Here is a 17277-nt window from a genome sequence, read left to right as displayed (position 1 = left end):
TCACCTGCTCAGATCCGTGATCGCCGGGGGTTCGGGCAGGGGACGCGTGGACTCCCACTGACTGATGGCGGTCGCGACGGTGTGCTCGGCCTCGCCGACGTACTCGGCCGGTCTGATCAGATGCTCGGGCAGAAGTTCGGACTTGCCCTGCTCGGCCGCAACGACCGGCATGATCTCGTGCAGCGTCCGCTTTTGTGCCCGTGCCCGCTCGGCCGCCTCGTACACCAAGTCATGGGCGTGCTCACGGCCCATCGCGGGCGCCAGCTGGATCATCATCGCCTCGGCCATGATCAGCCCGCCATCAAGATCCAGATTGTCTAACATCCGCTGCGGGTCCACCCGCAGGCCTTCGGCAACGACGATGGCCTCACCGAGAGCGGCCCCCGCCAGGCAACCCAGGGTGGGGACGAGGAACCACTCGGCCTGCCACTCACCGGCTGCCCGTTCATGACCGGCCTCCTGGATCCTGACCAGGCCCGAGGTCAGCGATCCGGCGACCGCGCCGATGCCGATCATGAGTTCCGAGCTGATCGGGTTGACCTTCTGCGGCATGGTGGACGAGGCGCCGCGATGGCTGTTGAAGGGTTCGAAGACCTCGCCGACCTCGGTGCGCGACAGATCAACGATGTTCCGTCCGAACTTGGCGCAGCTACCGCAGATGGCGGCGCAGACCCAGCCGTACTCGCTGAGCACGTCGCGATCGACGTGCCAGGGCACGGCCGTGTCAGCCAGGCCGAGCTCGGCGGCCATCCGGGTGCGGATCTCGACGGACCGCGGCCCCTCGGCTGCATTGGTTCCGCCCGCACCGAAGAGTGACACGACAGCGATCCGTTCCTGAGCCTGCTGCAGCCGGACACGCTGCCGCTGGACCTGACCGAGCAGGGTGGCCAGTGTCGCACCGAAGGTCGTCGGTACGGCCTGCTGGGCATGAGTGCGGCCGGGCATGACGGTGCGGGCGTGCTCAGCGACGTGTCGGGCGAGAGCATCCCCCAGCCGCTGGAGCTGGGCGTCCAGGGCCACCAGAGAGCGGGACATCTGGAGCGCCAGGCCGGTGTCCATGATGTCCTGTGTTGTCGCGCCGTAGTGCACCCGCCCGTCGGGGCCCGCGGGGCAGTGGGCCGAGATCTGACGGACCAGCCCGAGGATGGGATACCCGACGTTCTTGGCGTCCTCCCACAACTGATCGCGGTCAATGTTCTCGATCCGGGCCGCTCGGACGATGGCCTCGGCGTCGGACTGTTCGATGACGCCCAGCGAGGCCTGTGCCGTGGCCAGTGCCCGTTCGACGCACAGCCATGACTCGATGCAGGAGTCCTCGCTGAAGATGTCGGTTTGAACACGGTCCGCCGCGTTCTGCCAGAGGAGGGAGAAGGGAACAAGCTGGGACATTTGCGTACCTTTCCTCATTGATTGGAAACGCTTGCATGATGAAAGCAGCGTATTTCTGCTCGAATCAAGGGGATAGGGAACCAAAATATGGAATCGTTTGCAGATGTGTTGCGCACAAGGACGGCGTCCCGGTCTCGGGAGGAACCCGGATCAGCCGCTGGACCGGTTCGAGCCCTGGCGTGATGAGTGTGTCGGCGTGGTCATGACGCTGTCGCGTCCGATCACTCGGCCTTCGACCAGTACCCTGGTCGGGTCGGCCGTCGAGCCCGCCATGCGGTCGGCCAGCAGCTGCACTGCGATGTGCGTCACCTGCTCGATCGGCTGTTCATACGCGGTCACGCTGGGGCTCGTCACAGCGAACCAGTCCGTGTTCCCGAAGGCGACGAACGACATGTCCCGTGGTAGCCGGAGTCCCCGCCGTCTGGCCTCGGTCAGCAGCCCCAGGACCAGCTCGCTTGACGACGCGCAGACCGCTGTGGGCGGTTCGGGCAGCGCCAGAAGGCGATCGAGTGCCTCGGCGCCCCAGCTCGGCGAGTACGTGGACAACTGCAACCATTCGGGCAGGGGCTCCACGCCGACTGCTGCGAGGGCCTGTCGATAGCCCTCCACCCGGCGACGGGTCGTGCTGAAGGAGGGCTGGCCACCGATGAAGGCGATGCTTCGGTGTCCTGCCTCGATCAGGTGCGAGACCAGTGTGCGGGCGCCTTCTTTCTCGTCGTAGCCCACCCAGTCAACACGTCTGCTCGATCGCCGGTTCACCTCGACGAGCGGCACTCCCTCGGGCATCGGAGGCGTGCGGGTCAGGGTCGGGACGATGATGATGCCGTCGACCCCGCCGGCGACGAGGCGTTCGATGCCGGTCCGCTCGCGCCTGCCCTCGTTATTCGTCACTGCCATGACGACGCTGTATCCCCGCTCCTCGAGCTGATCCTGCACCATGGAGATCGTCCGGGCGTAGAAGACGTTCATCATGTCGGGCAGTACGACGCCGACGGCCCGAGTGCCCGAACCTCTCAGGGCCCTGGCGGCCACCGAAGGGCGATATCCAAGGCGATCGGCGGTCTCCCTGATCCGCTGGCGCGTCTCCTCGTTGATGTGCGGGTGCCCGTTGAGGGCACGTGAGACCGTGGATACCGCCACACCGCACTCGAGGGCGATCTGGCGCAGGTTCGCAGCCATCGTGGGGCCGCGCCTCAGACCTGGGCTCCGCCGAATCGGCGGTCGCGACGGGCGTACTGCTCGACGGCGGCCCACAGGTCACGGCGGTCCCAGTCGGGCCAGAGCTTGTCGCTGAAAAACAGCTCGGCGTAGGCGCTCTGCCACAGCAGGAAGTTGCTCGTCCGCTGCTCCCCTGAGGTGCGGATGAACAGGTCCACGTCGCCCACCTCGGGGCGGTACAGGTATCGCTGCACCGTCCGCTCATTGATCCGGTCCGGGTTGAGCCTGCCGTCGCGAACATCGCGGCCCATGGCCGCCATGGCGTCGGCGATCTCGGCGCGTCCGCCATAGTTGAGGCACAGCTGGAGGTTGATCACGGTGTTGCCCCGGGTCTGGTCCTCGGCGGCCTGCAGCTCGTGCAGCACGCTCGTCCACAACTTGGGTTTGCGCCCCGCCCAGAGCACCTGCACGCCCAGCTCGTCCATGAAGTCGCGGTGGGTGTGGATCATGCGGCGGCTGAAACCCATGAGGAAGCGGACCTCCTCGGGGGAGCGCCGCCAGTTCTCGGTGCTGAAGGCGTACACCGACAGCGTGCCGATCCCCATCTCGATGGCGCCCTGCAACACCTCGATGAGCACCTTCTCGCCCACCTCGTGGCCCTTCGTCCGGGCCATGCCGCGGGCCTTCGCCCAGCGTCCGTTGCCGTCCATGACGATCGCCACGTGGCGTGGGACCAGTTCGGCGGGAATCTGCGGCGGCTCGGCGCCGCTCGGATGCGGATCGGGCCGGCGCGCCGGACGATGGGACGATGCGTTCACGGCACCACACTAGCGGCGGGGGCGTTCGCTGCTGCCTGAACATGCGGGCCGGCCCGGTTGCCGGAACCGGGGCGGGGGCAGCGGCACAATGGGGCAGTGCCCACGTATCGTGATGAAGCCATCGTGCTGAGAACCCACAAGCTGGGTGAGGCCGACCGCATCATCACGTTGTTGTGCAGACGACACGGCAAGGTGCGTGCCGTGGCCAGGGGGGTGAGGCGCACCTCCAGCAAGTTCGGCGGGCGACTCGAACCCTTCAGCCACGTCGACGTCCAGCTGGCGGTCGGGCGCAGCCTCGACGTGGTCACCCAGGTCGAGTCGCTGCACCACTACGGTGACGCCCTCGTCGCGGACTTCGCCCTGTACACCAGCGGTGAGACGATGCTCGAGGTCGCCGACCGGCTCATGGCCGTCGAGAACGAGCCCTCACAGCGCCAGTACCTGCTGCTCCAGGGTGCTCTGCGCGTCCTGGGCCAGGGGACGAGCGACGGGCCCCGGCCCGCCTCCATGGTCCTCAGCTCCTACCTGCTGCGCTCACTGGCGGCCGCCGGTTATGCGCCGGTGCTGGACTCCTGCGCACGATGCGGGTTGGGCGGCCCGCACGAGTGGTTCGCCCCTGCGGCGGGCGGCATGGTGTGCAGCTCCTGCCGTCCGCCCGGGTCGGCCCGCCCCGACCGGGCCTGCTGGGAACTGATGAGCGCGCTCAGCGCCGGCGACTGGCCGGCGACCAGGGGGGTCGACGCCCACGTGGAGTACCGGACCGCCGGTCTGGTCTCGGCCTTCACCACATGGCACATGGATCACGGCCTGCGGGCACTTCAGATGGTCCCGCATGGCTGAGAGCTTGGGTCCGGGTGAGGCGGCGATGGGATCATTCGCACGGCCCCTTCAGTGTTTTCTGACCTTCTCACTTGGGCTACTCTGAGGCACGGAGGTCGCAGATGTCCCAGCCACGGATGCCGAGACGCCCCAATCCTGAAGAGCTGCAGAGAGTCCTCGAGGGATTCTCCGGAGCCACCGGGTTGGCAACGGTCGCGGTGGACACCCAGGGTGTCCCGGTGACGCAGCTGTGCGCCTTCACGGAGTTCTGCCGGGCAATGCGCTCCGACCCCCTCCGCTCCAAGGCCTGTCACGGCTGCGACGCCCATGGCGGGCTGCAGGCCCTCCTCGAGGGCACCCCTCAGATCTACCGCTGTCACGCGGGCCTGGTCGACTTCTCGATCCCGCTCACCGATGGCGACGCCTACGTCGGTGCCATCCTCTGCGGGCAGGTCAGGATGTCCGAGCGCGAGATGCCCGAGCCACTTCTCGCCCAGTCCGACTGGCACGGGGACCCCCATCTCGAGGAGCTCTACGAGCAGGTCCCGGTGGTGAGCCGTCGCCGGCTCGAGGCGGCCGCCGCGACTCTCCTCGGTCTGCACAACATCGTCGACCTGGCTCTTCACAACACTGCAGCCGCGCGCAAGGACCCGATCGAGGAGAGCGACCGTGGCGATGAGTCGGCCAAGCGGACGCTGTCCCTCGTGCCGCAGGCCCGCAGCGCAGCAGCCGATGAACGAGCTCCCGAGGTGCAGCGGCACAACCCCACCGAGGTGATCACCGCCGCCATCCGCCGCGAGGACCTGCAGTCTGCCTTCCTCGAGGCCGTGACGGTCCTCGACGCGGCGTACGCGCCCGGTGTCCTCGACCAGACCCGCGAGGGACGAGCCCGCCTGGACGAGATGATCCTCGCCGCCGCCAAGGTCTGCTCACCGCGCATCGTCATCCACCTGCGCCAGCTCATGGTCCAGGAGCGTCAGCGCGGAGACGTCGACCGTTACGAGGCGCAGCTGGCCGCCGAGCGTTTCATCTGCATGGTTCTCGACGAGTACCAGCGCCAGCACCCGCGTCGGCACCGCGAGATCGGTGATCTGCTCAACGACATCGCCCGGCATCCCGAGCAGGCCATCTCACTCACGGAGGCCGCCAATTCGCTGCACTGGTCGCCGGGGCACCTGTCGAAATTGTTCAAATCCGTCACCGGGTGCACTTTTGTGTCGTATGTCACCGGCCGCCGGGTTGAGCGGGCGAAACTGATGTTAGCATCAACGCAGATGCCGGTTCAGAAGATTTCCGCTGAGCTCGACTTCAGCCAGGTGAATTATTTCTCCAGGGTTTTCCGGGCGAGTACCGGAATGTCTCCGAGCGAGTACCGGCGTCATTGTCTGTCGCGCGAGGAAAGGCACACCGGTGCTGCAGTTCCAGGTTCCAACAAGGGTCGTCTCAGGGCCTGATGCGCTCAGCGCACTGGGTGCTCTGAGCGGCCGTCGTGTCCTCATCATCACCGATGGTTTCATGGCCACCGCGCCGCTCATGGATCAGGTGCGTGCGCGTCTCGGCGATGCTCAGGTGAGCGTCTTCTCCGACGTGCAGCCGAACCCCGACACCCATGCCGTCGCGGCCGGTTTCAAGGCCTACCTCGAGTTCGAGCCGGAGGCCCTCATCGGCCTGGGCGGGGGCTCACCCATTGACACGGCCAAGGCCGTGCGTCACATGGCCGGCCAACAGGGTAGGGAACTGCCGGCAGGTTTCATCGTGATCCCGACGACCAGTGGCACGGGCTCGGAGGTGACGTCCTTCTCCGTCGTCACCGACCCCGTGACCCACACGAAGGTCCCCCTCACCGATCCGGGCATGATCGCCGACGTGGCGATCCTCGATCCCGAGGCGGTGCGCACCTGCCCGCCGAGGCTCACCGCCGACTCGGGTATGGATGCCCTCAGCCACGCCATCGAGGCGGTCGTTGCGAGAGGCCACAACGACCTGTCCGACGCCTTGGCGGAGAAGGCCGTGCGCATCATCTTCCGCTACCTGCCCCGCAGCTACCGCGACGGCGAGGACCTCGAGGCGCGCGACCACATGCAGAATGCCGCCACCATGGCCGGTGTCGCCTTCGAGAACGCGGGCCTGGGCATCGTCCACGGCATCTCGCACTCGATCGGCGGCAGTTTCCACGTGGCCCATGGCCGGCTCAATGCGATGATCATGCCGCACGTCATGGCCTTCAACGCCGGTGACCTGTCGATCGGTGCGCCGCTGTCCGGGGTGGCCCAGCGGTACTACAAGCTGGCCTTCCACGCCGGCATGCAGGCCACGAACGAGCGCAACTACGTCATCAAACTGATCCGCCGCGTCGAGAGGCTGCGGGACGCGATCGAGATGCCCGCCACGATCACCGAGGCTGGAGTGGACAAGCGCGAGTTCTGCGAGGCGATCCCCGACCTGGCCAGCGCCGCCCTGGTCGACTTCTGCAGCAGCGGGAACCCCGTCGAACCCACTCACGAGGACATCGTGACGATCCTGCACAAGCTGGTATGACATCCTGACAAGGACACTGTCGGGGCCCGCCCTGCACGATGCGGGGGCGGGCCCCGACGCGTTCACGGCCGGGCACCGTGGCGGAGTCGTGGTCCCGGTCGAGAGGACCTCAGTCCAGCCGTGCCTCGAGTTCGGGAATGCCCTCGCCCGTCACCGCCGAGACGTAGAAGATCTCGGTGGCACCGGCCTCACGCAGGTGCGCGGCCGCCATGTCGATGGCGGGTTGTTCGGCGAGATCGATCTTCGTGACGACGCCGATCGAGGGGACCGTGAAGAAGGTCGAGAAGCCGGGCGGGAACTTCGCCTCGGCGACGGTCGCCGAGGCGAGCATGACGACCAAGTCGCGGTCGAAGGACGCAAGACGTAGGGCGTGCTTGTAGAAGGGCAGTTCGAGGTACTCGCCGGGGGTGTCCACGACGTTGTCCTCGGTGTTGATCGTCTCGGTCTTCTCGTAGGCGATCTCCCGGCCGTGCAGGCGCTGCATGAGCGTCGTCTTGCCGCAGCCCACGCTGCCGATCATGAGCAGGCGCTTCATGTGCGGGTCAGGGGAGCGGGGGCGAAACCGAGCTCGCTGCACAGCGTGTCGGTCGCTGCGGTGATCGAGGCCTCGACGTCGGCGAGCCTGCCGAGGACGACCAGGGAGCCCGAGAAGCGGTCGACGAAACCCAACTCGACGCTGGAGGCCTTGGTCGCCACGTCGGCCGCGATGATCGCGGCCTCACTCGGGGTGATCGTCATGATGCCGATCGCGCTGCCGTCATTCGGCAGGCCGATCTTGGCGTACAGGCCGTCATCCGGGTTGGACAGGACGTGTGCGAGCGTGACCTGCTTGCCCGGGACGAACTCCTGGATGATGCGCTGCTTCTCGGCCATCATCGCCTTTCGTCCAGGCCGGCTCCGCGGAAGCGGTTCCGATCGCGTGGTGAACATGTTCTGGGGCGGCCCCGGGGCCCGCTGGAGGATGCGGTGCGACGGTGGCGCCGGAGGCCTCCCGAGCTGCAGGCCCCGCTCTCTCCGGGGCCACGCAATGAATAAGTATGACGCCTTCATGGGTGTCGATGTCAAGGGTGCGGGCATGGATGTGGCCGCATTGTCCCAACAGCCCCGATGTGTCGCCGAGCATTTACACTTTTTGGTTCTCCAAGTGATTTTTTGGTCGCGCGGCAATGAGTGACATCGGGCCAAAATGTAGAGCGCTGAATGACCTTCTCTCCTGATTCATGGCCTAGAGTCTTAGGTATTCCCGCCCGTGGCCGGCGTGGCCAATGGCGGCTCGTATCAAGTCCAACGGAGGAGTTCAGAATGCAAGAAGCCCTTGGCATGGTGGAGACGAAGGGTTTCGTCGCCGCCGTTGAAGCTGCGGACGCGATGGTGAAGTCGGCCAATGTCGTGCTCATCGGCAGCCAGCGCGTCGGTTCCGGTCTGGTGACCGTGCTCGTCCGCGGTGATGTCGGTGCCGTCAAGGCTGCCACCGACGCGGGCGCCGTTGCCGCGCAGAACGTGGGCGAGCTGGTCTCGGTCCATGTCATCCCGCGTCCCCATACCGACGTGGAGAAGATCCTCCCGTCCGTCGACCAGAAGTGAGGCGTTGACCGAAAATGGCTAACGATCAGCTCGTCGACCAGATCATGTCGGCCGTCATGAACAAGATCTCCGCCGACAAGGCCGCACCCGCGGCGCCCGCCCAGCGTCAGGTCACCATCCCCGAGGCCACTCAGTTCGTGGGCGCCACCGAGCTCGGCGACACCATCGGTCTGGTCATCCCCAACGTCGACCCGCAGCTGCACAAGCTGATGGGCATCGACCCGAAGTTCCGTTCGATCGGCATCATCGGCGACCGCACCGGCGCCGGCCCGCACATCTTCGCCGCTGACGAGGGTGTCAAGGCGACCAACACCGACATCATCTCGATCGAGCTCCCGCGTGACACCAAGGGAGGCGCAGGTCACGGCTCCCTCATCATCTTCGGCGCCGAGGACGTCTCGGACGCCCGTCGTGCCGTCGAGGTGACCCTCGGTGAGCTCGAGCGCACGTTCGGGGATGTCTATGGCAACGACGCCGGGCACCTGGAGTTCCAGTACACCGCGCGGGCCTCCCACGCCCTCAACAAGGCCTTCGGGGCCCCGCTCGGCAAGTCCTTCGGCATCACGGTCGGCGCCCCGGCCGCCATCGGCGTCGTCCTGGCCGATACCGCGGTCAAGGCCTCGACGATCGACGTCATCGGCTACTCCAGCCCCGGTAACGGCGGCACCAGCTACTCCAACGAGGTCATCTCGGCCTTCACCGGCGACTCCGGTGCGGTGCGCCAGGCGATCGTCGCCGCCCGCGAGGTCGGTCTGGGACTGCTCGGTGCCATGGGCGCGACCCCCGTGTCGACCACCACCCCGTACATCTGAGAAACGAGGCATCTTCCGTGAGAAGCAAGCGTTTCGAGGCGCTGGACGCACGTCCGGTCAGCCAGGACGGTTATGTGAAAGAGTGGCCCGAGATGGGCCTCATCGCCATGAACTCGCCGGCCGATCCCACTCCCTCGATCAAGATCGAGAACGGTGTGGTCGTCGAGCTCGACGGCAAGAAGCGTGAAGAGTTCGACATGATCGACACCTTCATCGCCGACTACGGCATTCGACTGGAGAACGCGGTCGAGGTCAACGCGACCCCCTCGCTGGAGCTGGCCCGCAAGATGGTCGACTTCCGCGTGCCGCGCTCCGAGGTCGTGAAACTGACGACGGCCATGACCCCCGCCAAGATGGTCGAGGTCGTCGGCACGATGAACGTGCTCGAGATGATGATGGCCGTGACCAAGATGCGGTCGCGTCTGTTCCCGGCCAACCAGGCCCATGTGACGAACGTCAGGGACAACCCGGTGCAGATCGCCGCCGACGCCGCCGAGGGCTCGCTGCGAGGCTTCGCCGAGGAGGAGACGACGGTCGGCATCGTGCGCTATGCGCCCTTCAACGCCATCGCCAACATGGTGGGTTCCCAGGTGGGTCGTCCCGGCATCCTCACCCAGTGCTCCGTCGAGGAGGCCACCGAGCTCGCCCTCGGCATGCGCGGCTTCACCGCGTACGCGGAGACCGTGTCGGTGTACGGCACCGAACAGGTCTTCATGGACGGCGACGACACGCCGTGGTCGAAGGCCTTCCTGGCCTCCTGCTACGCGTCCCGCGGCCTGAAGATGCGGTTCACCTCGGGCACCGGCTCGGAGGTCCAGATGGGCTACGCCGAGGGCAAGTCGATGCTGTACCTCGAGGCCCGCTGCCTCTACTTCACCAAGGGAGCCGGCTCCCAGGGCATCCAGAACGGCTCGGTCTCCTGCATCGGTGTTCCCGCGGCCGTTCCCGGCGGTATCCGTGCCGTGCTCGCCGAGAACCTCATCGCGGTCAGCCTCGACCTGGAGTGCGCCTCGTCCAACGACCAGACCTTCACGCACTCGGACCTGCGTCGAGTCGCCCGCTCGCTCATGCAGTTCGTGCCCGGCACGGACTTCATCTGCTCGGGTTACTCGGCCACGCCGAACTACGACAACATGTTCGCCGGCTCCAACTGGGACGCCGACGACTACGACGACTGGCTCGTCATCCAGCGCGACCTCAAGATCGATGGCGGTCTCGTGCCCGTCACCGAGGACGAGGTCGTCCGCGTCCGTAACAAGGCCGCCCGCGCCATTCAGGCCATCTTCCGTGAGCTCGGACTGACCGAGATCACCGACGAGGAGGTCGAGGCCGCCACCTACGCCCGTGGTTCGGAGGACATGCCGGTTCGCAACGTGGTCGAGGACCTCAAGGCCGCCGAGGACCTCATGAATCGTGGCCTGACCGGTGTGGACATCGTCCATGCCCTGGTTCGCGGTGGCTTCGAGGACGTCGCGGAGTCCGTCTACAACATGCTGACCCAGCGCGTCGCCGGCGACTACCTGCACACCTCGGCCATCCTGGACGAGGACTTCCATGTGATCAGCTCCGTCAACTACCCCAACACCTACGCTGGTCCGCTCACGGGCTACCAGATCAGTGACGAGAAGTGGGCTCAGCTGTCGAACATTCGCCAGGCCATCAGCCCCGAGAGCATCTGAGGTGAGCACCATGGATGAGAAGACGCTCCGTAGCATCATCGAACAGGTCGTCAGCGAGTTCACCGGCGCCCCGGCCCCAGCCACGTCCACTCCGGCCGCCGCCGCCACCGCCGTCGCCCCGGCCGCGGCCCCGGCCGCACCGCTCGGCGACGGTGAGGAACTCGTGGTCACCGAGGCCGGTCCGGCCGAGCGCGGCACCAATCCCCGCGAGGTCGTCATCGCCCTGGCGCCGGCGTTCGGCGGTGTCATCAACAAGACGATCATCGACCTGCCGCACGCCGACGTGGTCCGCGAGGTCTGCGCCGGTATCGAGGAGGAGGGACTGAGCTACCGCTTCATCCGGATCTTCCGTACGGCCGACGTGGGCTTCATCGCCCATGACGCCGCCGAGTACTCCGGTTCGGGTGTGGGCATCGGCATCCAGTCCCGCGGCACCACGGTCATCCACCAGAAGGACCTGCCTCCGCTGTCCAACCTCGAGTTGTTCAGCCAGGCGCCCCTGATCGACCTGGAGACGTTCCGTGCGATCGGCAAGAACGCGGCCCGCTACGCCAAGGGCGAGTCGCCCGATCCCGTCCCGGTGCGCAACGACCAGATGGCCCGTCCGAAGTACCAGGCCATCGCCGCACTGTTCCACCTCAAGGAAGCCGGGCTCTGCGACCTGAGCAAGAAGCCCCAGGCGCTTCGGGTCGAGTACCGATAGGAGAAGCCATGGATTCGGAAGAACTGATCCGCCAGATCATGAGCGAGGTCATGGCGAACCTCAATCAGGACAACGTGACCTTCGCCAAGAAAGACACCGCGGCACCGGCGGCAGCGCCGTCCCCGTCCCCGGCACGGGCCGACAGGGTCGACAAGTCCCAGTACCCGCTGGGCGAGAAGGCCCCCGAGAAGATCAAGGCCGCCAACGGTCGCCCGCTCACCGACTTCTCGTTCGAGAAGCTGAAGAACGGCGAACTCAAGGCCGAGGACTTCCGTATCGCGCCCGAGACCCTCGAACTGCAGGCCCAGGTGGCGGAGTCCGACGGTCGTGACTCGCTGGCGCGCAACATGCGGCGGGCCGCCGAGCTCATCGCCGTCCCCGATGACGAACTGCTCGAGGTCTACGACGCGCTGCGCCCGTATCGCTCGACCAAGGCCGAGCTGTACGCCATCGCCGACAAGCTGGAGAAGGACTACGGCTGCACCATCAACGCGGCCTTCATCCGCGAGGGTGCCGACGTCTACGAGAAACGCGGCCGCCTCAAGGACAGCGAGTGATCCTCACCCGCTGATCCCGCTCACATCATCAGGAGATTCGTCCCATGGCTCTCATCGCCGGCGTCGACATCGGCAACGCCACCACGGAGGTGGCGCTGGCAGAAGTCCATGACGGTGCCACCCCGAGGTTCCTGTCCGCATCGACCATCCCCACGACGGGGATCAAGGGCACGCCCCAGAACACCCAGGGCGTGTTCCAGGCGCTCACCGTCGCCCTCGAGAAGGCGGGTCACGAGATCGGCGAGCTCGATCTGATCCGCATCAACGAGGCCGCGCCGGTGATCGGCGATGTGGCCATGGAGACGATCTCCGAGACGATCATCACCGAGTCCACCATGATCGGGCACAACCCGGCCACGCCCGGGGGGCTCGGCGTCGCGGTCGGCACGACGATCAGGATCGATGACCTCGAGCTCGCCAGGGCGGGGGAGTCCTACATCGTCGTCGCCGACCGCACCCACGGTTTCCGAGCCGTGGCAGAACTCATCAATGCGTACGCCGGACGGGTCAGGATCGCCGGCGCCATCCTGCAGCTCGACGACGGCGTCCTCGTCACCAACCGTCTCGAGCGCAAGATCCCCATCATCGACGAGGTCAAGCTCATCGACAAGGTGCCCATCGGCATGCCGGCCGCGATCGAGGTGGCCGAGGCCGGCCGCGTGATCGAGACGCTGTCGAACCCCTACGGCATCGCCACCCTCTTCGAACTCTCGCCCTCCGAGACCGCCTCGGTCGTCCCCATGGCCCGAGCCCTCGTCGGCAACCGGTCCGCAGTGGTCATCAAGACCCCGGCCGGTGACGTCACCGAACGTCACATCCCAGCCGGCACCCTGCACTTCATCGGCGAGCGCAACGCCGACGTCGACGTCGAGGCCGGTGCCGACGAGATCATGCGGGTCGGCGCCCAGGCGGGGCTCCTGCAGGACATCAAGGGCGAACCGGGCACGAACATCGGCGGCATGATGGAGAAGGTCCGCGTCACGATGGGCCAGCTCACCGACCGCGACCCCTCCGGCGTCGAGATCACCGACCTGCTCGCCGTCGACACCCAGGTGCCCCAGTCCGTCACCGGCGGCCTGGCGGGCGAGTTCTCCCTGGAGGCCGCCGTCGGCATCGCCGTCATGGTCAAGGCGGACCGCCTGCAGATGCAGCGCATCGCCGACGACATGACCAAGCAGTTCGGCATCCGCGTCGAGATCGGCGGCGTCGAGGCCGACATGGCCATCCGCGGCGCGCTGACCACTCCCGGCACGTCGACGCCGATCGCGATCCTCGACATGGGGGCCGGGTCGACCGACGCCTCGGTGCTCCGCGACGGCGACCGGGCCGCCTCGATCCACCTGGCCGGTGCCGGCAACATGGTGACGCTGCTCATCGCCTCCGAACTGGGCCTGGAGGGCACCGATTTCGCCGAGAACATCAAACGTTATCCGCTGGCCCGCGTCGAGACCCTCTTCAACATCCGCCACGAGGACGGCACCGCCCAGTTCTTCGACGAACCGCTCGCCCCCGAGCTCTACGCGCGGACGGTCATCCTTCACCCCGAGGGCATGATCCCGTTGCCGCTGCGCCAGCCCCTGGAGGTCATCCGCCAGGTCCGCATCCGCGCCAAGGAACGCGTCTTCGTGACCAATGCCCTGCGTGCCCTGGCCGCCGTGAGCCCCACCCGCAACGTGCGCGACATCGCCCACGTCGTCCTGGTCGGCGGCTCCGCCCTCGACTTCGAGATTCCGCAACTGGTCACCAAGGCGCTCGGCGAGTACCGCGTCGTCGCCGGCCGAGCCAACATCCGTGGCACGCAGGGACCGCGCAACGCCGTCGCCACCGGCCTCGTTCTCTCGTGGGAGGGCCGGCCATGAGACCAGTCGAGCAGGAAAGACCGACCATCGGCATCAGGGCAGGATCGGACGTGCCCGCCGACCGGATCGACCAGATCGGATTCGGCATGGAGGAGGAGGGCGTGCCGAGCCTGGTGACGCGCGGTGGATCCTTCGACGCCGCAGCACTCGCCCACGAGGCCGCGCTGGCCTCCCGCCTGGGCGTGGGTGTGGGGGTCAGCACCCGCCAGATCGTCGTCACGACGGAGAAGCTCGACCCTGCCAGGCCCTACCTCACATTCGACGTCGACGCCGACTGGACTCACGCCCGTGACATGGGCGCGAATGCCGCCAGACTCGTCAAACGCATGCCCCTGATCGAGGTCACCAATGAGTGAAGGAGACACAATGCTCACGAACGCCTTGGGCGAGATCGAGGTCCTCGGTCTGCCAGCGGCCATCGAGGCCGCCGACGTCGCGGTGAAATCGGCTGACGTCCGGCTCATCGGTTACGAGACGACTGACGGCGCAGGCATGGTCACCGTGAAGATCGAGGGCCAGGTCTCCTCCGTCCAGTCCGCCATCGCAGCTGCCCGGAGCGCCGCTGCCCAGGTGTCGAAGGTCTTCGCGGTCTCGGTGATTCCCCGGCCGAACACGCAGCTCGGTGGTGTCGTGCTGTCCCCGGCAACCGTCGGTCTCGGCGCGCCCACCTCGGTGGATCAGGCCGCCAAACAGGCGGCCAAGCAGGCCGCCGAGACCAAGGCGGTCGCCGAGCAGGAGCAGCAGTCGGCCACTGAGAGCAAGGCGGTCGCCGAGCAGGAGCAGACGCCGGTCGCCGAGGCCAAGACGGCCGCCGACGCCGACGCGGTGACCGCTGAGCAGGCCTCGGAAGCCGGGGAGGGTGCAGAGGCGAAGAAGTCACCCGCCGCTGCCGGGGCGCAGGGTGCCAAGAGGACGACGTCCCGTTCGTCCAGCCAGAAGAAGACGTCTGTCGGCGACGACAAGCCGCAGGCCGAGAAGAAATAACCAGAGGAGGGAAGAACCATGGGTGAAGCACTCGGTCTCATCGAGACCAAGGGTTACATCGGAGCCGTCGAGGCCGCCGATGCCATGACGAAGGCCGCCAATGTGACGCTGATCGGCTACCAGAAGGTCGGCGCCGGACTGGTGACCGTGATGGTGCGAGGCGACGTCGGCGCGGTCAAGGCCGCCGTCGACGCCGGGTACACCGCAGCGACGAACGTGGGCGAGGAGGTCCTCTCCCGCCACGTGATCCCGCGCCCGCACAACGACGTGGAGAAGCTGCTGCCGTCCAAGGCCTGAGGCGGCATGAGAGTGAACGAGCAGCCGCAGCGGTCGGACGTTCCGCACGCCACGATGACCGTACACGGCTGCGACGACGTCCAACGGATCAGGTGAGGCACATGACCACAGACACGACGGCACTGTCCGAGCGAGAGCGGATGATCCATCGATTCGCCGATCTCGTGCGCACCGGCGATGTCGAGGAGTACGAGGGCGAGCTGCGGCTCGGCATCGACCTCGGCACCGCCAACATCGTCGTGTCTGTGGTCGACGCCGACGATCGGCCCGTCGCCGGGGGATGGGTGCACTCGACGGTCGTCCGCGACGGAGTCGTCGTCGACTGGGCCGGCGCCACCAGCGCGGTGCGCGCACTCACCAACGACGTGCAGGAGCGTCTGGGCCACCACTTCGACAAGGCCTCCGTGTCGATCCCGCCGGGCATCGCGGCCGGCGACGTCAAGGTCTTCGAGAACGTCGTGGTCGCCTCGGACCTGGACGTCGCCGAGGTCGTCGACGAGCCCGTCGCCGCAGCCCGTGCCCTCGGCATCGCCGACGGCTGCGTGATCGACATCGGTCACGGCACCACGGGCGTTTCCGTCCTGGAGAAGGGCCGGGTGAAGCTGTCCGTCGACGAGGCCACGGGCGGGCATCACATGACGCTCGTCCTGTCGGGCGCCTACCAGGTGCCCTACGAGGAGGCCGAGGCCATGAAGAAGGACCCGGCCCGCCGCGATGACGTGGTGGGCATCATCCGGCCCACCCTCGACAAGATGGCCTCGATCGCCGAGCGTTCCCTGAAGGGCGTCGACGTGCCCATCGTCTACCTGGTGGGCGGTTCCAGTTCCTTCCCCAACGCCCCCGATGTGTTCGCCGCGCGTCTCGGGCGCCCGGTCCTGCGTCCGGCCGAACCCCTGTTCGTGACCCCGCTGGGCATCCCGATGACGGCAAAGGAGACTCACTGATGAATGCCGACGACGTGCGCGCAGTCATACGCAGCACCCTTGCCGAACTGGTGACCCCGGCGCCCCGTAGAGCCCTCGTGCTCTTCACCGGGGCACTGATCGGCTTCGAGAAGACCATTCCCGAACTCGCCATGCTGATCGGCGAGGGCGTCCACCTCGAGTTCGTCCAGACCCCGAGCGCAGAGCGCATCCTCGACCAGGACCTGATCGGCGCCCTGGGTATGACGGTCGCCACGAGGCAGCTGACCGGGAGCCACGACATGCTCATCGTGCCGACCCTCACCCAGAACATCGCGGCCAAGACCGCGCATGGCGTGGCGGACTGCCTGGGAAGCAATCTCATGAACGACTACCTGCTGGCCGGCAAACCCGTCGTCGTCTCGTCCTCGGCCTGCGATCCCGACGATCCCGACAAGCAGCGCTGGTTCGGCGCGATCCCCGAGGGCTATGCCCAGATGATGCGCGACAACCTGTGCACGCTCCGCGGCTTCGGCGTGCGCACCGCCCGGGCCGGTGCCCTGGCCCGCACCGTCCTGGCCGCCTACGAGCGGATCGATCACGCGAGGATCTCCCCGATCACCACGGCTCTGCGGATGAGCCGCCACGAGCTGCTGCGCAGGCTGGGCGCCTGCCCGGCCCCCGCCGCCGCCCCGGCCGCACCGGCCGGGTCCGCTCCCACACCGGCCCCCGCCCCGGCAGCCCGTGCCGTCGCGGTGCAGCAGCAACTCATCAGCCAGCGCGTCGTCCAGCGTCTGCCCGAAGGCACTGTGCTCCGGGTCCCGGCCACGGCGAAGATCACCGCCATGGCCGCCGACATCGCCGGCGCGCGTTCCATCACGATCGTCAGGGAGGCCTGAAGACATGTTCCTCGCCACGGTACGCGGCACCGTCGTCTCGACCAGCAAGGATGAACGACTGGTCGGGTTCAAGCTGCTCCTGGTCCAGCCTCTCGACGCCGAGGAGAAGCCCACTGGCCGCCCCGAGATCGCCGTCGACACAGTCGGGGCCGGCATCGGCGCCACGGTCATCGTCACCAAGGGCTCCTCGGCGCGTTTCGCGGCATCACGCTCCGACTCGCCGATCGACTCCACGATCGTCGGCATCGTCGACACCGTCGAACTCGGGGGAGTCTGAGC

Annotated in this window: 20 protein-coding genes; 15 read left to right on the top strand and 5 right to left on the bottom strand. The window is 67.2% G+C overall.

The window, feature by feature from the left end; all coding sequences use genetic code 11:
• From PROPJV5_RS02320 to PROPJV5_RS02310, 3 genes are all read right to left on the bottom strand, one after another.
• Entirely contained in the window at window positions 1–1389 is a 1389-nt protein-coding gene (locus PROPJV5_RS02320; RefSeq protein WP_182858540.1) for a class-II fumarase/aspartase family protein, read from the bottom strand.
• Window positions 1390–1539: 150 nt separating this feature from the next.
• Complete coding sequence (locus PROPJV5_RS02315) at window positions 1540–2568, bottom strand: LacI family DNA-binding transcriptional regulator (protein WP_119714733.1); 1029 nt, start codon at window positions 2566–2568, stop codon at window positions 1540–1542.
• 14 nt (window positions 2569–2582) lie between these two features.
• Complete coding sequence (locus tag PROPJV5_RS02310) at window positions 2583–3365, bottom strand: isoprenyl transferase (protein ID WP_119714732.1); 783 nt, start codon at window positions 3363–3365, stop codon at window positions 2583–2585.
• 96 nt (window positions 3366–3461) lie between these two features.
• Between PROPJV5_RS02310 and recO the strand changes: the two genes are divergently transcribed.
• The 3 genes from recO (at window position 3462) to PROPJV5_RS02295 (ending at window position 6722) form a co-directional block, all read left to right on the top strand.
• Window positions 3462–4205, top strand: a complete 744-nt coding sequence (gene recO, locus PROPJV5_RS02305; protein ID WP_119714731.1) for a DNA repair protein RecO — start codon at window positions 3462–3464, stop codon at window positions 4203–4205.
• Window positions 4206–4306: 101 nt separating this feature from the next.
• Entirely contained in the window at window positions 4307–5638 is a 1332-nt protein-coding gene (locus tag PROPJV5_RS02300) for a PocR ligand-binding domain-containing protein (protein ID WP_119714730.1), read from the top strand.
• The gene (locus PROPJV5_RS02295; protein WP_119714729.1) at window positions 5595–6722 is read left to right on the top strand and encodes a 1-propanol dehydrogenase PduQ; all 1128 of its coding nucleotides are present in this window, start codon (window positions 5595–5597) and stop codon (window positions 6720–6722) included. Before PROPJV5_RS02300 ends, PROPJV5_RS02295 begins: the two co-directional genes overlap by 44 nt.
• A 109-nt stretch (window positions 6723–6831) precedes the next feature.
• Here the strand turns inward: PROPJV5_RS02295 and PROPJV5_RS02290 are convergent, their stop codons facing one another.
• Both PROPJV5_RS02290 and PROPJV5_RS02285 read right to left on the bottom strand, forming a co-directional pair.
• On the bottom strand, window positions 6832–7242 hold the full coding sequence (locus PROPJV5_RS02290) for a EutP/PduV family microcompartment system protein (RefSeq protein WP_220474303.1): 411 nt from the start codon (window positions 7240–7242) through the stop codon (window positions 6832–6834).
• 11 nt (window positions 7243–7253) lie between these two features.
• Window positions 7254–7595, bottom strand: a complete 342-nt coding sequence (locus tag PROPJV5_RS02285) for a BMC domain-containing protein (protein ID WP_119714973.1) — start codon at window positions 7593–7595, stop codon at window positions 7254–7256.
• Window positions 7596–8024: 429 nt separating this feature from the next.
• On the opposite strand from PROPJV5_RS02285, the gene pduA reads away from it, so the two are divergent.
• From pduA to PROPJV5_RS02225, 12 genes are all read left to right on the top strand, one after another.
• On the top strand, window positions 8025–8306 hold the full coding sequence (gene pduA / locus PROPJV5_RS02280) for a propanediol utilization microcompartment protein PduA (RefSeq protein WP_119162238.1): 282 nt from the start codon (window positions 8025–8027) through the stop codon (window positions 8304–8306).
• Between the two features lie 14 nt (window positions 8307–8320).
• Window positions 8321–9118 carry a propanediol utilization microcompartment protein PduB gene (pduB, locus tag PROPJV5_RS02275; RefSeq protein WP_119714727.1) on the top strand — a complete coding sequence of 266 codons (798 nt, stop codon included), beginning with the start codon at window positions 8321–8323 and terminating at the stop codon, window positions 9116–9118.
• 17 nt (window positions 9119–9135) lie between these two features.
• Window positions 9136–10797 carry a propanediol/glycerol family dehydratase large subunit gene (locus PROPJV5_RS02270; RefSeq protein WP_119714726.1) on the top strand — a complete coding sequence of 554 codons (1662 nt, stop codon included), beginning with the start codon at window positions 9136–9138 and terminating at the stop codon, window positions 10795–10797.
• A gap of 10 nt (window positions 10798–10807) precedes the next feature.
• Window positions 10808–11500 carry a propanediol/glycerol family dehydratase medium subunit gene (locus PROPJV5_RS02265; protein ID WP_119714725.1) on the top strand — a complete coding sequence of 231 codons (693 nt, stop codon included), beginning with the start codon at window positions 10808–10810 and terminating at the stop codon, window positions 11498–11500.
• An 8-nt stretch (window positions 11501–11508) separates the two neighbouring features.
• A complete protein-coding gene (locus tag PROPJV5_RS02260) occupies window positions 11509–12057 on the top strand; it encodes a diol dehydratase small subunit (RefSeq protein ID WP_119714724.1) in 549 nt (182 codons plus the stop codon).
• A gap of 44 nt (window positions 12058–12101) precedes the next feature.
• On the top strand, window positions 12102–13916 hold the full coding sequence (locus PROPJV5_RS02255) for a diol dehydratase reactivase subunit alpha (protein ID WP_119714723.1): 1815 nt from the start codon (window positions 12102–12104) through the stop codon (window positions 13914–13916).
• Window positions 13913–14272 carry a glycerol dehydratase reactivase beta/small subunit family protein gene (locus PROPJV5_RS02250; RefSeq protein ID WP_119714722.1) on the top strand — a complete coding sequence of 120 codons (360 nt, stop codon included), beginning with the start codon at window positions 13913–13915 and terminating at the stop codon, window positions 14270–14272. Before PROPJV5_RS02255 ends, PROPJV5_RS02250 begins: the two co-directional genes overlap by 4 nt.
• 10 nt (window positions 14273–14282) lie before the next feature.
• Window positions 14283–14900, top strand: a complete 618-nt coding sequence (locus tag PROPJV5_RS12500) for a BMC domain-containing protein (protein WP_182858539.1) — start codon at window positions 14283–14285, stop codon at window positions 14898–14900.
• A gap of 18 nt (window positions 14901–14918) precedes the next feature.
• Window positions 14919–15197 carry a BMC domain-containing protein gene (locus PROPJV5_RS02240; RefSeq protein WP_119714721.1) on the top strand — a complete coding sequence of 93 codons (279 nt, stop codon included), beginning with the start codon at window positions 14919–14921 and terminating at the stop codon, window positions 15195–15197.
• Window positions 15198–15298: 101 nt separating this feature from the next.
• Window positions 15299–16141 (top strand): ethanolamine utilization protein EutJ, encoded by an 843-nt coding sequence (eutJ, locus tag PROPJV5_RS02235; RefSeq protein WP_119714720.1) that lies wholly within the window; start codon window positions 15299–15301, stop codon window positions 16139–16141.
• A complete protein-coding gene (locus PROPJV5_RS02230) occupies window positions 16141–16998 on the top strand; it encodes a flavoprotein (protein ID WP_119714719.1) in 858 nt (285 codons plus the stop codon). The genes eutJ and PROPJV5_RS02230 overlap by 1 nt, the downstream gene beginning before the upstream one ends.
• Before the next feature lie 4 nt (window positions 16999–17002).
• The gene (locus PROPJV5_RS02225) at window positions 17003–17275 is read left to right on the top strand and encodes a EutN/CcmL family microcompartment protein (protein ID WP_119714718.1); all 273 of its coding nucleotides are present in this window, start codon (window positions 17003–17005) and stop codon (window positions 17273–17275) included.
• The last annotated feature ends 2 nt before the right edge of the window (window positions 17276–17277 follow it).

Source organism: Propionibacterium ruminifibrarum (genome assembly GCF_900289195.1).
Taxonomy (GTDB): Bacteria; Actinomycetota; Actinomycetes; order Propionibacteriales; family Propionibacteriaceae; genus Propionibacterium; species Propionibacterium ruminifibrarum.
The sequence above is the reverse complement of the archived record's forward strand: the minus strand, read 5'-3'. Positions and strand labels throughout refer to the sequence as shown.

What these genes read in the sequence shown, in the direction of transcription:
- PROPJV5_RS02265 (WP_119714725.1), top strand. Translation starts at nt 10,808, where the DNA reads ATGGATGAGAAGACGCTCCGTAGCATCATCGAACAGGTCGTCAGCGAG.
- PROPJV5_RS12500 (WP_182858539.1), top strand. Translation starts at nt 14,283, where the DNA reads ATGCTCACGAACGCCTTGGGCGAGATCGAGGTCCTCGGTCTGCCAGCG.
- PROPJV5_RS02255 (WP_119714723.1), top strand. Translation starts at nt 12,102, where the DNA reads ATGGCTCTCATCGCCGGCGTCGACATCGGCAACGCCACCACGGAGGTG.
- pduB (WP_119714727.1), top strand. Translation starts at nt 8,321, where the DNA reads ATGGCTAACGATCAGCTCGTCGACCAGATCATGTCGGCCGTCATGAAC.
- PROPJV5_RS02290 (WP_220474303.1), bottom strand. Translation starts at nt 7,242, where the DNA reads ATGATCGGCAGCGTGGGCTGCGGCAAGACGACGCTCATGCAGCGCCTG.
- PROPJV5_RS02320 (WP_182858540.1), bottom strand. Translation starts at nt 1,389, where the DNA reads ATGTCCCAGCTTGTTCCCTTCTCCCTCCTCTGGCAGAACGCGGCGGAC.
- PROPJV5_RS02285 (WP_119714973.1), bottom strand. Translation starts at nt 7,595, where the DNA reads ATGGCCGAGAAGCAGCGCATCATCCAGGAGTTCGTCCCGGGCAAGCAG.
- PROPJV5_RS02225 (WP_119714718.1), top strand. Translation starts at nt 17,003, where the DNA reads ATGTTCCTCGCCACGGTACGCGGCACCGTCGTCTCGACCAGCAAGGAT.
- PROPJV5_RS02260 (WP_119714724.1), top strand. Translation starts at nt 11,509, where the DNA reads ATGGATTCGGAAGAACTGATCCGCCAGATCATGAGCGAGGTCATGGCG.
- PROPJV5_RS02230 (WP_119714719.1), top strand. Translation starts at nt 16,141, where the DNA reads ATGAATGCCGACGACGTGCGCGCAGTCATACGCAGCACCCTTGCCGAA.
- PROPJV5_RS02240 (WP_119714721.1), top strand. Translation starts at nt 14,919, where the DNA reads ATGGGTGAAGCACTCGGTCTCATCGAGACCAAGGGTTACATCGGAGCC.
- PROPJV5_RS02315 (WP_119714733.1), bottom strand. Translation starts at nt 2,568, where the DNA reads ATGGCTGCGAACCTGCGCCAGATCGCCCTCGAGTGCGGTGTGGCGGTA.
- PROPJV5_RS02250 (WP_119714722.1), top strand. Translation starts at nt 13,913, where the DNA reads ATGAGACCAGTCGAGCAGGAAAGACCGACCATCGGCATCAGGGCAGGA.
- pduA (WP_119162238.1), top strand. Translation starts at nt 8,025, where the DNA reads ATGCAAGAAGCCCTTGGCATGGTGGAGACGAAGGGTTTCGTCGCCGCC.
- PROPJV5_RS02300 (WP_119714730.1), top strand. Translation starts at nt 4,307, where the DNA reads ATGTCCCAGCCACGGATGCCGAGACGCCCCAATCCTGAAGAGCTGCAG.
- eutJ (WP_119714720.1), top strand. Translation starts at nt 15,299, where the DNA reads ATGACCACAGACACGACGGCACTGTCCGAGCGAGAGCGGATGATCCAT.